The organism is Paenibacillus sp. FW126-R14 (assembly GCF_058789495.1).
Window position 1 is genome coordinate 1 of sequence record NZ_JBYTBS010000099.1, and the last position, 13,259, is coordinate 13,259.

Here is a 13,259-nt window from a genome sequence, read left to right on the forward strand (position 1 = left end):
ATTCATCTCATTTATAGTCGATTGCTCGACTGTGCTTACTCACTCGTTGTTCAGTTTTCAAAGATCAATTTCTTTCGCTCGCCGCCGCGTTACCGAAGCAGCGAAAAGTAATATACCATGTCGAAATTTGATTTGCAAGCATTTTTTTAAATTCTTTTTTGAAGCATGTTTTCTACTACTTTTACCTGCGATTACCTGCGTCAAATCGGCAGATTAGCAATATACCATGGTTCCAACAGGATTACAACCTCCTGTCCGAACTTTCTCATCGATATTGCTAACCAGCCTCCTGACAAAACTGCAGCAGCAGCTTTATAACGCAGTAGTCAATACCAGCTTGTAAAAACGGAAGAAGTCCCATAAGCTAACGGAATTGCGGCTCCAACCATCAGAATGGGCCCCCACCAGGTGAAAAAGGAGATCCCCAAGCACAGGCTTATGAAGATCAGCGCAGGCAGCACAAGAATAGGCGTTGTTATCTGTAGTGCCTGATGTTTCGCTGTATCCTGAATAGGAAACAGCGTCAGAAATGGCGCCGTTAATTCATCCTTGCAAAAGGATTTCCGCCAAAATGCCAGCAGACATGCCGCAAGAATCCACACCGTAATCTTAATAGCTCCTGGCAAAATAAACATAGCCGCACTAATCAGAACGGCAAACTGTATCGTTTGCTTCCACTGAGTGCCGTTTCTAAAAAAAGATTTGGCTAATAGATCGGCAATTCCGCTGCCGGCGCCTTTTCCCTTGAACAAGCGCTGCGAGCTTCTAAATAAAAGAGGACGCCTGCGCTTCGGTTTTCTTTTTCGTTCCATCACGCGAATCAGCATCAGAGAGACGATCCGCATCCGCGCATCTCTTTCTCTGGCGATATCAGCGAAGAAGGCCCCTTTTTCTCGCAAACGTATTTTGCTTAGAAACACAACAAGTCCCAGAAGAAGAAGCAGAATCGCCCAAATATAATTCGCGTTATGACTTACCCCCGCAACCAGCATTTGATATAGAAAGAACAGCCCGGCAAAAGCCACGACCCGCAGCAGCCAAAGCAGTATTCCCTGTATACGAAGCGCAAGCAGTTGCCGAAACAAGCCTAAATTTATTTTCAACAGATAGGTAAGCAGCCAAAAACAAACAATCTGAGGCACGCCAAAAGCATACGTCTGAACCAGCAAAGGAAGAAAAACGAGCGTCAAAAGCAACGTCGTGATCCCCTGCAGCACAAGTGAGTATCTGTATCCAAGGAGCATGAGATGCTGAAACCAACGCCGGTTTTGCCTGAGAAAAAGCTGGTCCCCTTCCTCTACAAAATATCGAATCGTTCCCAGCCAAGCGAATAAATAGAAAACCGTGCCAACCAAAAACATCGGTATCCAACTAAACCAGGAAGGCTGAGCCGTCCACCAAGAATAGTATTGATAACCGGCCACAATCATCAGCGGTATAACAAAGTAGATGGCGATCACCCAATCCACCGCTGTTCGTAAGGCTCTATACTGGTAAAACCAATCCGAGCGGACCCTTCTTGCAAAAAGTTGGAAGGAGCTTTTCATAATTCGGTCCCCCCTCTCATAATAAGGAATGAAAGCAGTCGAATAATGGCGCATCCGGCAGGCCGCATTGCTGCCTAATATCCTGCAAGGAACCGTTGGCCACCAATCTGCCGCCTGACAGAAGCACAAACGAATTGCAAATCTTTTCGGCTGTGTCCAACACATGGGTACTCATCAAAATTCCAGCGCCTCGCTTGCGTTCCTCATCCAGCATCCCTAAGAAATCTTTGATCGCCTTCGGATCCAACCCAATGAAAGGCTCATCGACAATGTACACATCCGGTTTGTTCAAAAAGCCCAGGATCAGCATGATTTTCTGCTGCATCCCTTTGGAAAATTTCCCAGGCAATTGATGTTTCTCATCCAGCAGCCGGAACCGGTGCAAGAGATCGTCCGCACGCTCCAGAAATACTGTTCGATCCAGCTCATAAACAGCTGCCGCGAATTCCATATGCTCCCACAGCGTCAGCTCATCGTACAGAATCGGATGCTCCGGGATGTAAGCGTAGCTTTTTCGCTCCCCCTGAAAAGAGATTTCACCTTTGAAATCCTTCAACAAACCTAGGATGCTCTTAATCGTCGTGCTTTTGCCGGCACCATTCGGACCTAACAGACCTACCAGTTCACCTTGCCGCACTGTAAAATGAATATTTTTAATGATGTCCGGAACCTCGTCATAGCCGGCTTGATCGATATGTACTTCTAATACAGCTGCTTGTTCTTCTGACATTCGCGGCCACGTTCCCTTCTACCTTTATCCTATATATGGCATCTTTACATTTCTGCAGCCTTTTTTCAAGCGTTATGGTTATGTCCTTCTGCTTTATGCACTTTCTGGTCTTACTCGGCTGCCGCCGTCATAAAATGTTACGTGAACCGCTGAACCATCCTTACGCGAGGGGGGTACATGATGTCCGGACAGAACGAGCATGGATCGGCTTATTTTGAAAAAATGCTGAATATGATAGACGTCGGTGTTCATCTCATTGATCGTGAAGGAATCACTATTTTCTATAATAATAAGATGGCCGAAACGGATGGGCTGAAAAGGGAGCAGGTAGTCGGGAAGAACTTTTTTGAGCTGTTCCCCTCCTTAACCAATGAAACGAGCACTTTCATGAAGGTGCTGCAATCCGGCACGGAAATCAAGGAGAAAATCCAAACCTATGTCAGTGTCACGGGCAAAAGAATCACAACCATCAACAGCACGTACCCTCTTTATGAGCATGGTGAAATTATCGGTGCCCTGGAGGTGGCCAAAGATATTACGAGCATCGTTCATCTCCACGATCAAATTTTGGACCTTCGGCACCAGATTTATGAGTCCCCTGCCAAAGACAAAAAAAGCGCAAGCTCCGCCCGCTACCATTTCAGCGATTTGATCGGCCGCAACGAAGCTTTCCAGCAGACGATTTCTTTTGCCAAAAAAGCATCGCGTACAAGCTCGCCCGTTGTGATCTGCGGTCCGACCGGCACGGGAAAGGAGCTGGTAGCCCAAAGCATCCATAATGCAGGAGCCAGAAGAAACCGTCTATTTATCGCGCAAAATTGTGCGGCTGTCCCCAATGAACTCATGGAGGGCATTATGTTCGGAACAGCAAGAGGCGCCTTTACCGGCGCTGTCGACCGGGCCGGCTTATTTGAGCAGGCTAACGGCGGAACGCTTTTTCTCGATGAATTGAACAGCTTGGATGTAATGCTGCAGGCAAAATTGTTGCGTGTGCTGCAGGACGGTCTTGTTCGCCGGGTTGGGGGCACGCATGAGCAGCAGGTGGATGTCCGCATCATTACCGCTATGAATATAGACCCTAGGGATGCCTTGGATAAGGGTATGCTGCGCAGCGATCTTTTTTACAGGTTGAACGTTGTGAATCTGACACTTCCGCCGCTCGCCAAGCGTAAAGAGGATATTCCGATTTTGACGAATCATTTTATCGATAAATTCAATGAATTGTTTGGCATGAAAATTACGGGCATCGCACCTGGAGCTTTGCAGCGTTTGCTTGACTATCATTGGCCTGGAAATATTCGCGAACTGAGCCACGCGATCGAATCGATCTACAATCTGATGGAGCTGGAGTGCGAAGTCATTGAAGAAGTGCATCTTCCCGCTTCGATTATTGGGAACCCTGTGCTGCGATCCGAGCAGCGGCATGAGCCGGCGGCCTCAACGGGGTTAACCGATAAGGTGAAGCAGCTGGAAAAGGAAGCGATTGTGACCGCGCTCGCCCACCATCAATACAACGTTACCCTGACCGCTCAAGCACTCGGCATCAAGCGCCAAGCTCTGCAGTATAAGCTTAATCGCTATGGCATCGTGAGAAAGCCGTAATGTCAGACTCCGCAAGGAGTCTTTTTCGCGTTATCCGGTGTATCGAGGAAATGTTGGCATGCTTTTTGCATCTTCTAATACTGAGCAAACATCATTACTGGAGGTGCCACGATGGAACGACGTCACTGGAAACAAGTTGCACTATGGAGAAACGTCACGGATGAGCAGTGGAATGATTGGCTTTGGCAGTTGACACACACCATTCGTTCCTTGGACGATCTGAAGAAAGTCGTAAATTTGACCCCCGAGGAAGAAGAGGGCGTTCGTATATCGACGCAAACGATTCCTTTGAATATTACCCCTTATTACGCATCCTTGATGAATCCCGATGATCCGCGATGCCCGATTCGCATGCAATCTGTCCCTGTTTCCGCTGAACTGCTGAAAACGAAATACGATCTGGAAGATCCTCTGCACGAGGATGAGGACTCCCCTACGCCTGGATTAACGCATCGTTATCCGGACAGAGTACTTTTTCTCGTTACGAATCAATGCTCGATGTACTGCCGGTACTGCACGCGCCGCCGTTTCTCCGGCCAAGTCGGAATGGGCGTTCCCAAAAAACAATTGGATGACGCCATTGCCTATATCCGCAGTACGCCGGAGGTGCGCGACGTTCTGCTTTCCGGTGGGGATGGGCTGCTGATTAACGACAACATTTTGGAGTATATATTGAAAAATTTGCGCGACATTCCGCACGTGGAAATCATCCGGATCGGCACGCGGGCGCCGGTTGTTTTTCCGCAGCGGATTACGGAGCACCTCTGTGCGATTATCCGAAAGTATCATCCCGTGTGGCTGAATACGCATTTCAACCATCCGCTGGAAATTACGGAGGAAGCGAAGAAAGCTTGCGCCATGCTGGCGGACGCCGGTGTTCCGCTCGGCAATCAGTCGGTGATTCTGGCGGGCATCAACGACTCCACCTACATTATGAAAAAGCTCATGCATGATCTGGTCAAAATCCGTGTACGCCCCTACTACATCTATCAGTGTGACCTCTCTGAAGGCATCGGGCACTTCCGGGCGCCGGTATCCAAAGGATTGGAGATTATCGAGTCCTTGCGGGGACACACTTCGGGCTATGCTGTGCCAACCTTCGTCGTCGATGCTCCCGGCGGAGGCGGCAAAATCGCGCTGCAGCCGAACTATCTCCTGTCGCAAAGCCAGGATAAGGTCATTTTGCGCAACTATGAAGGGGTGATCGTTGGGTATCCTGAGCCTAAAACCTACGTGCCGGGCCGTGCGGACGCGTACTTCAACGAGGTGTACGGCGTGACGGAGCAGCCGGAAAGCACCGGCATCATCGCGCTGATGAAAGATGAAAAATTCAACTTGGTGCCAGAAAATTTGCACCGGATCGGCAGGAGAAAAGCGTACTTGGCATCGCCGGATCACGCTTCCCTTAAGGATCGGCGGGGCAAACGGGATGAGATGAAGGATAAGCTGATGAAGGGGAAGCAGAAGGAAAGCGGCGCATAAATGCAATAACGCAGCAAAAAGAAAGACTGGCGAGTGCCAGTCTTTCTTTTTGCGTTGGGCGAAGCAGCGGATTGATGTTTTTATTGGTGAGCCTAAGTGAGCTTCCGTTAGCCTCAATAGCTGATGACCAGCTCATCCAGATTGGGGGCGCTGGCGCCTGTCGTCGTCAGCCGAATCGTATTGCTGCCCGCTGCGAGCGTTTGCGTCGTGCTTACCGTCGACCAAGCGGCGTTCCAGCTTCCTGTCCCGGGAAAAGCAAGATTCGGGCTGAGCGCCGTTCCGTTGATCGACAAGACCATCGGTCTTGCGGTCGGATCCCCGTTCGCATATTTAAATCCAAGCGGGTAACTGCCGGCTGCCGGAACGTTGACTGTCCATTCTACATAGCCTTCTCCGCCAAAAAAGTTCAAATACCCGGAACCGCTCCAACCGGAGCCTAGCGATCCGACCGACCCTACACTGTGCACAGCGGTTTCCGCTTGCAGATGCTGAGCAGGCAGACTCCACGTGCCTGCCGCCGTATCGATCCGCCACTGACCATAGCCGTTAATGGTCGGCACCCCTGCGCTGTCAAAGGAAAGCGGGTACCATTGATTGCGCCCGATCCCTGTGCTGCCGCCCTTATTATTCCAGCGATCGCCCATGTAGACGTAGCTCGTGCCCGAAGCGCCTTGCACCGGCAGCACCTGATCCACCTGCGTATCGAAAGAATTGGTGGTGCTCGGGCTTGTCGGCACTAGCACCTCGGAAGACCACGTACCGGCGATGCTGGATGCCGTTCGATACCATGTCGGACTGGAGCCCCAGCCGTTCGTTTGCGAAGCCAGCAAATAATAGGTGGAGCCGCGTTTGAACAGCGTCGACGCTTCCTTATTCGGATAGCTGGAGCCCAGCAATTTCGTCGCAGAGGCAATGCTGAGATAATCCGGCGCCAGCTTGGAAATGCGGATGGAACCGTTCGTTCCCGGCGTATCGACGGTAAACGTGAGGTAGGTGCTGCCGTCATCGTCTTTGAAAATAGAGCCGAGATCTCCCATACTGTTCCCGTTCGGGTACGCATCGAATCGCTCGTACGTAAACGGGCCGGAGACCGACGAGCTGGTCAGATACGTCAGCTTGTTGCGTCCGTTGCCGTCGCTGTTGTTCCACTCCATGAACATGACATACTTGGAAGTAAAGCTGTTGTATGCCACGACCGGCCGACCGGCCCAATTCGAGCCGACAAACCCCGGAATGGTGCTGAAATCGACGACATTGCCTTGATATGCCCAGCTTGTTAAATCCGAGGAGGTGTAGAGATTTACTTTTTTCACGCCGCTGACCGAATAATCCAGACCATACCAGTAAAACGTATTTCCTTCTTTGATCACGTACCCGCCTTGCGCCCAAATCTGATTCCCGCTGGTGTCGTACCAATCGGAATTGTTGATGATGTCGCCGGAAGCCGCCTTAGCCGGCTGGCTGACGCACACCGCAGACAGAACAAGCAGCATAGCGAGCACCGCTGTCCTCCATTTTTGAACCCCATGTAATCTTCTTCCGAGCATGAATAAGTCCCCTTTCGCAAATGTGTTGTGAAGCGCTTACATTTATCATTGAAAGCAAAATGCCCGAAGGCATCTCACTTGGCAATGCAACTTGTTACCCTTTGACAGAACCGGCGATGCCGTCGACAAAGTATTTTTGCAGGAAAATGAATACGAGCATAATCGGGACAATCGAGATACAAGCAGCCGCAGCGAGTCCCGTATAGTCCGAGGAGTGCTCGCCGACGAGCGAGAAAATACCGACGCTGAGCGTGCGCAAGCCCGGATTGTTCAGCGTAAACACGAGCGGCGTGAAGAACGAGTTCCACGTCCACATAAACTGCATGACGATGACCGTCGCCATAATCGGCTTGCTCAGCGGCAGCATGACGGACCAGAACGTTCGGAAAAAGCCGGCGCCGTCAATTTCCGCGGATTCCTCCAGTTCCTTCGGCAGCCCCTTAAAATACGTGGTGTACAGCAAAATGAACAGCACATGCGCACCGCCGGCTTCGGCCAAAATCACGCCCGGCATCGTGTTCAGGAGGCTCAAGCTCTTGATCACTTGAAAAATCGGAATGATTGTATACCCTTTCGGGATAAACAACGTTGCGGTGATGACAGCGATGAGCGCCGTTTTGCCGAAAAACTCGACCCTGCCGAGCGCATAGCCGGTCATCGAGCAGACGACGACCACGATCGCCACTGTCGAAACCGTCAGCAGGACGGAGTTCACAAAGTACGTGGAGAAATTCGCGACTTCCCAGGCACGTACATAATTGTCCCATTGAAATTTCTCAGGCAGCAGGGTCAGCCCATGACCCAAATACTCCTGATTCGTCTTGAAGGAGGAAGCCAGCATCCAGAAGAACGGGTAAATCCAAATCAACCCGAATACGGTCAACAATATATGCGGAATTGTCGTTTGCAGCCTTTTTGTCATGATCCCACCCTCCGATTCGACCACTTGACCAGCCCGCCGAGCAGCATGGAAATCACAAACACCGTAATGCCGAAGAAAATGCCTGCCGCAGAAGCGTAGCCGACCTCAGGCAGACCGCTTCCCACCCCGCTGAACGCGAAACGGTAAATGTAGAGATCCACCATCTCGGTTGAAAGGCCGGGGCCGCCGTTCGTCATGACTTTGACTAGATCGAAGGCGTGCAAGCCGTCGACGACGGAGAGCAGCAAAATGACGGAACCTACGGGAACTAGCAAAGGGAGCGTAATGTAACGAAACGTTTTCCAATTCCCTGCGCCGTCTATAGTGGCTGCTTCGTACACATCCTGCGGAATGGATTGCAGACCGGCGAGCCAATATACCATTTTCACGCCGAACCATTTCCATGAGCTGACAAAAATGAGCACACCCAGCGCATAGGTACCGTCGCCAAGCCAAGGAATCGCTTTGGAGATGACTCCTGCTTGCAGTAAAAGATGATTGACGAGCCCGTTATCCGTTGCAAAAATGTATTGCATTACCGCGCCGACCACCGCTGTCGTCGTCACTACGGGCAGAAAGTAGATTGTTCTGTAAAACGTTTTGCCTTTCAGCTTGGAGTTGAGAATAATCGCCAGCAGCAGCGCAAACGGCAGCTGGAGCACGATCGTTCCTGCCATAAAAATAAAGCTGTTCTTAAAAGCATTCCAAAAGTTCGGCTCGTGAATGACTTCCTTGAAGTTGCCGAGCCCTGCGAAATCTTCCAGCGGCCCAATGCCGCTCCACTCATAAGCCGAATACACGTAGCTCATCACGATCGGATAGATCGTAAATACGAGAAACAGCACGAGCTGCGGAGCGACGAATACATAAGCCCACAATTTCCGCTTCAAAGCACGTGACATGCCGATTGGTTCGGTTGAAGCTATTTCCGCCTGAACCACGAAGTTGTTTCCCATCGTTGCTTCACTCCCTTACCCGCTTCCAGCCCCCGAAGGGGCCGGGTCAGCAGCACTTTACTTCTTATCTTTGTATTTGTCGGCCAAGTAATTTTGCTCAGGCGTCCAGTCCGGGAACACCCAGCGATCCTTGCTGGAGCCTTGAACAGATTTAAGCGCACCCTCAAAGGCAGCATCCTGTTCCTTGACGAAGTTGTCGACAGAACCCTTTAGATCCTTGTTGCTGCCGGAAAGGTAAGATTGAATAATATTTCCGATCGGCAGTTTGGAAGAAACGGACAGCAGTTTGTTCGTTGTCTCCAGCTCGATCCCGTTAATCAGCGGCGGAGAAGGCTGCACGCGAACAGTTCGGTTCATTATATCGATCAATTGCTTGAACTGCGGCTTCATGTCGATATTGCTGGCCGTATTCAGCGACCCAATTGGCGTCAAATCAATCGATTGCTTGAGCAGCTCCGGGTAATAATTGTCGGTCAGGAATTCAAACCATTTGACTGCTGCGGCCATGTTTTTGCTTTTCTTGGATACCATAAAGCCGTTCGCAGATCCGCCGTTGACGCCAAAGTAAGGCGCGGTGCCGGTTTTGGACGGAAGGGCGACAACGCCGAAGTCCAGATTCTTGTAGCTGTCGAGCAGCGTCTTCACGAACCAGTGGCCGTTCAGCATAAAGGCAGATTTGCCGTCGCCAAAGTCGGCGCTCGCTTGCGGCGGATCTTTAATAATGGAGTCGGCGCTCATGACGTTCTGGTCAATCAACTTTTTCAAATAGTCAATACCTTCGATGGTCGGTCCAGCTTGGTAGGTGGAACCCGTTTTCCAATCAAATTGCTTATCCGGGTACGCCTCGGAGGCAAGTCCCGCCTGGTCAGTTGTCGTCGCTAATTCGGCCACCACACGGCTTGCGAGCCAAGCGGCCTTAAATCCGCTGACGACGGGAACGAGCGAGGCATTCTTGTCTTTGAGCTGCTTGGATTGCGCGATTAGCTCATCCCAGGTTGCCGGCGGCTTGGCGATTCCTGCGTCCGTCAGCATCTTCTTGTTGTAGAACAGCACCGCCGGTCCGCGGACGAAAGAACGATCCGGCCAAGCATACACCTGCCCGCCAAGCGTAGTGCTGCCTTCCATCCAGGTGCCGCCATCGAATTTCTTCTTGAAATCGTCCGAGAACGGAATCGGTTGAATCAGATTCAGTTTGTTGAGCGCTGAAAGCGTCAGCGAATTATGGTATTGGAAAATATCCGGAAGCGATTCGCCCGACACTGCAGCTTGCATCGCAGCGGAATATTGATCCGGCGCATAGTTGACGACTTCAATCGTAATGTTGCTATTGAGCTGATGGAACGCTTCCGCCGATTTTTTGATAAGATCCAGCGTTTCCGGCGTGCGAACCCACATCGTTAATTTCACAGGATCTTTGCCGGCGCTCGCCGACGCTGCAGGCTTTTCATTCGTATCGCCGCAGCCGGCCAGTACCGCAACGGATAACAAAACCGGCACGATGGTTTTCAAAACTTGTGTGCGCTTCACGTGAATGTCCCCCTCTTGTTTATCTTGCAACCTAAGTGTATATGAAAGCGCAAACACCGAACATGTCGTCATTTTTTGCAATCGCGTCGATTTTTTTAACATCGCTGTGGTTACCTTTACACCTGCTTGTCCGTTTGCGCCCCTCTATATTCATTCGGCGATTTCCCCACGTACTTCTTGAACACTTCCGTAAAATGACGATTGTCCAAATAACCGACGCGCTCCGCAATCTCGTACACTTTGATAAATGGATCTCCGAGCAGGCGCTTCGCCTCTTCCATGCGCACCCCCGTCAAAAACTGAATGAAGCTCACGCCCGCTTCCTGTTTGAATTTGCGGCTGAACGCCGCCGGATGCATGCGGGTATACTCCGCCAATAGGTCCAGCGATGCTTCATGCAAATGCTGCAAAATCCACATTTTCGTCAGCTCCACGAACGAGACGCTCTCCGGCCGGCCTTCATCAGACGGGCTTGCCGGAAACTGCCGGCTTTCCTCCTCTTGCTCGGCAATCAACGTTTTCATGCGCGCAAGCGTCTGTTTCAGCTGCTCGTCATTCAGCGGCTTGCCCAAAAAGTCCGCCGCCTGAAGCTGAATCGCCCGGCGCGTGTATGCAAAATCCGTGAAACCGGAAATAAACACAACGGGAATACGGCCGTAATCTTTACGGATTTGCTCCAGAAAAACAAGCCCGTCCATGCCCGGCATGCGAATATCGCACAGAATCAAATCAAACTTCATTCGCTCCATCAGGAGCTGTGCCTCAATACCGTTATCGGCCGTTGCTGCGACCTTCAGCTCCGTATCATGCTGCAAGCGGCGAATCAGGCTTTCCCGAAAAATCAATTCATCTTCCACGATTAAAATATTGATCATTATAAATTCTCCTTTTTTCCAGCCTGACGTTAGGGTATAGTAAATGCACCCCATCTATACAGGAGGCGCATACTACATATGAACTCGCTCAGCGCGTATCTGCGCACCCGATTCTCCGTCAAATCGCTGACACAGCGCATCTTCATCACGTTCAGCTCCATGGTCATGATTCCGCTAATCATCTCGGGCGCTTACATTTACCACAACTATACCAAAAACTTCGAGGAAGAATCATACAAGCATGTCGAGGATTTTGTGCACAAGCTGAACGCCGATTTGGATAAATTGTTCTCCGAGAGCAACAGCGCGCTGATCTCCCTCTGGCTCAATGAAGATATGCAGGCGCTCCTCAGCATGCCTTCCAAGGATTGGAGCAAGAATACAACGGAATATTTCCACCTGTCCCAAAATATAAAAACGATTCTCGGCTGGCGAAGCGGTGCCGCAGGCTTATTCGTCGTCACCAGCGACGGCGGGGTGATGAATGAATTGACCTCGAATGCGGTGAACAAAAGCTATCCTTTTGCCGATACGCCATTTTATCATAAGGCTCAGAGCTACTATGACGCCTTCCTGACCGGACCCGAACCGCAAAGCTACGTCCAGGGCAAGCCCGTGTTTTCGATTACGCGTGCGCTATTCAGCGGGCCGTATCGCACATGGTCCGGCATCATTCGGCTGGATTATGAAACCAGCGTCATCTCCTCGCTTTTTGAAAGTGTCGATCATGACCGGCACAGCGTGTACTTTGCCGTTGATAGCGATAACCGGATCGTCTACCATCCGGACGCCAGCCTGATCGGCACGCAGCTCGACAGCCGGCTGGTGCAGTCGATGACTTCGGCGGCCAATCATTCGGTATCTTTCAGGGGCCAAACCTATATTGCCGCTGCCCAGACGTCCAAGCTTACGGGCTGGACGACGATCGGCATGCTGCCGGAGACAGTCGTTCATCAAGAGGGTACCGGCATGCTGAAGCCGCTTTATCTCATCGGCGGGCTTTCGCTGCTGATCGTGCTGATTGCTGCCGTACTGCTGAGCGCCTATATTTTGAAACCGCTCCAGAAAATCAACGGCGCGTTAAGGAAGCTTGGACAGGGGAATTTTGCCCTGCTGGAATCGGACCCCGTACCTACTGAGCTGACGATGATCGTCGACCGGTATAACTTGTCCATTACGAAGCTGAAAGCACTCACCGAAGATTTGATTCGAAAACAGGAGGCCGAACTTCGGGAAAAGGAAGCCGAGCTGATTCAGCTTCAAGCGCAAATGAATCCCCATTTTCTATACAACACCCTCTCCTGCATTGATAGTATGGCGGAACAGGAAGGCCAATCGCGCATTCGCTCTGTCATCGGCAGCTTATCGGAGCTGCTGAGAGCTTCCATGTCCGGGAGGGAACGCATGGTGACGCTGCAGGAGGAACTGCAGTTAGTGCTGGCATTTGTCTATATTCAAAAAGAACGCCACGGCGAGCGCATTGAGGTCGAATGGCAAATCGCGGAAGAGGCGCTCGAATGGCAGATTCCTAAGCTGACCATTCAGCCGCTCGTTGAAAATGCCTATTTTCACGGCGTGGAGCCGAATCTGGGAAAAGGACTGATCCGCGTCGAGGCGCAGTTGTTGGAAGAGCAGCTTATGATTACTGTGCAGGATAACGGGATTGGGATGGAGCCTCCTGTGCTGGAGGGATTCCGCACCTTTATCGCATCGGGCGGGGCTGTACCGAGAGCCGCATCGATGCAGCGGTATTCCGGTCTGGAGAACGTCATTCGCAGGCTGCTGCTTACGTATGGCGAACGGTGCGAGGTGTTTGTGGAAAGTGAGCCGTACGAGGGAACGATTGTGAAGGTGAGGATTGCGCGCTAGGCGAAAGGGAAAATCTCCCTCTAATGGCTCAAATGATGGTCTTGCAGGGTTTTTAGAAGGAAAACCTCCCGCTAATTTGACCGGAATCCGAGAATTCTCATGGAATTGGCACAAATAGAGGGAGTTTTTCAGGCTGTCGAGAAAGTCTCGGCAGCCTTTATTTAAACACTTTTAATTCAATACATTACCGCGTTAATTTGTT

10 protein-coding genes are annotated in these 13,259 nt (G+C 51.1%); 3 read left to right on the forward strand and 7 right to left on the reverse strand.

Translation table 11 applies throughout. The annotated features are described in order from the left end of the window. Positions 1–326: 326 nt before the first annotated feature. Positions 327–1,547: an ABC transporter permease gene (locus AC3WRW_RS31860; RefSeq protein WP_492550239.1), complete on the reverse strand. Its 1,221-nt coding sequence runs from the start codon at positions 1,545–1,547 to the stop codon at positions 327–329. Between the two features lie 16 nt (positions 1,548–1,563). Next, positions 1,564–2,277, reverse strand: coding sequence for an ABC transporter ATP-binding protein (locus tag AC3WRW_RS31865; RefSeq protein ID WP_492550240.1), 714 nt, complete (start codon positions 2,275–2,277; stop codon positions 1,564–1,566). Between the two features lie 180 nt (positions 2,278–2,457). On the opposite strand from AC3WRW_RS31865, the gene AC3WRW_RS31870 reads away from it, so the two are divergent. Both AC3WRW_RS31870 and kamA read left to right on the forward strand, forming a co-directional pair. Further along, a complete protein-coding gene (locus AC3WRW_RS31870) occupies positions 2,458–3,879 on the forward strand; it encodes a sigma-54 interaction domain-containing protein (protein WP_492550241.1) in 1,422 nt (473 codons plus the stop codon). 111 nt (positions 3,880–3,990) lie between these two features. Further along, positions 3,991–5,361: a lysine 2,3-aminomutase gene (kamA, locus tag AC3WRW_RS31875; protein WP_492550242.1), complete on the forward strand. Its 1,371-nt coding sequence runs from the start codon at positions 3,991–3,993 to the stop codon at positions 5,359–5,361. Between the two features lie 113 nt (positions 5,362–5,474). Here the strand turns inward: kamA and AC3WRW_RS31880 are convergent, their stop codons facing one another. The 5 genes from AC3WRW_RS31880 to AC3WRW_RS31900 form a co-directional block, all read right to left on the reverse strand. Then, complete coding sequence (locus AC3WRW_RS31880) at positions 5,475–6,908, reverse strand: family 43 glycosylhydrolase (protein WP_492550243.1); 1,434 nt, start codon at positions 6,906–6,908, stop codon at positions 5,475–5,477. 94 nt (positions 6,909–7,002) lie between these two features. Beyond that, on the reverse strand, positions 7,003–7,830 hold the full coding sequence (locus tag AC3WRW_RS31885) for a carbohydrate ABC transporter permease (RefSeq protein ID WP_492550244.1): 828 nt from the start codon (positions 7,828–7,830) through the stop codon (positions 7,003–7,005). Next, positions 7,827–8,786: a carbohydrate ABC transporter permease gene (locus AC3WRW_RS31890; protein ID WP_492550245.1), complete on the reverse strand. Its 960-nt coding sequence runs from the start codon at positions 8,784–8,786 to the stop codon at positions 7,827–7,829. Before AC3WRW_RS31890 ends, AC3WRW_RS31885 begins: the two co-directional genes overlap by 4 nt. Before the next feature lie 57 nt (positions 8,787–8,843). Next, complete coding sequence (locus AC3WRW_RS31895) at positions 8,844–10,313, reverse strand: ABC transporter substrate-binding protein (protein ID WP_492550246.1); 1,470 nt, start codon at positions 10,311–10,313, stop codon at positions 8,844–8,846. A gap of 116 nt (positions 10,314–10,429) precedes the next feature. Next, entirely contained in the window at positions 10,430–11,188 is a 759-nt protein-coding gene (locus tag AC3WRW_RS31900) for a response regulator transcription factor (RefSeq protein WP_492550247.1), read from the reverse strand. 78 nt (positions 11,189–11,266) lie between these two features. On the opposite strand from AC3WRW_RS31900, the gene AC3WRW_RS31905 reads away from it, so the two are divergent. Then, positions 11,267–13,057 (forward strand): cache domain-containing sensor histidine kinase, encoded by a 1,791-nt coding sequence (locus AC3WRW_RS31905; RefSeq protein ID WP_492550248.1) that lies wholly within the window; start codon positions 11,267–11,269, stop codon positions 13,055–13,057. Positions 13,058–13,259: the final 202 nt, after the last annotated feature.

Bases quoted from the DNA above. Each gene is read 5' to 3' on its own strand.
- AC3WRW_RS31905 (WP_492550248.1), top strand. From the start codon at position 11,267: ATGAACTCGCTCAGCGCGTATCTGCGCACCCGATTCTCCGTCAAATCG.
- AC3WRW_RS31900 (WP_492550247.1), bottom strand. From the start codon at position 11,188: ATGATCAATATTTTAATCGTGGAAGATGAATTGATTTTTCGGGAAAGC.
- AC3WRW_RS31860 (WP_492550239.1), bottom strand. From the start codon at position 1,547: ATGAAAAGCTCCTTCCAACTTTTTGCAAGAAGGGTCCGCTCGGATTGG.
- AC3WRW_RS31880 (WP_492550243.1), bottom strand. From the start codon at position 6,908: ATGCTCGGAAGAAGATTACATGGGGTTCAAAAATGGAGGACAGCGGTG.
- AC3WRW_RS31885 (WP_492550244.1), bottom strand. From the start codon at position 7,830: ATGACAAAAAGGCTGCAAACGACAATTCCGCATATATTGTTGACCGTA.
- AC3WRW_RS31890 (WP_492550245.1), bottom strand. From the start codon at position 8,786: ATGGGAAACAACTTCGTGGTTCAGGCGGAAATAGCTTCAACCGAACCA.
- kamA (WP_492550242.1), top strand. From the start codon at position 3,991: ATGGAACGACGTCACTGGAAACAAGTTGCACTATGGAGAAACGTCACG.
- AC3WRW_RS31870 (WP_492550241.1), top strand. From the start codon at position 2,458: ATGTCCGGACAGAACGAGCATGGATCGGCTTATTTTGAAAAAATGCTG.
- AC3WRW_RS31865 (WP_492550240.1), bottom strand. From the start codon at position 2,277: ATGTCAGAAGAACAAGCAGCTGTATTAGAAGTACATATCGATCAAGCC.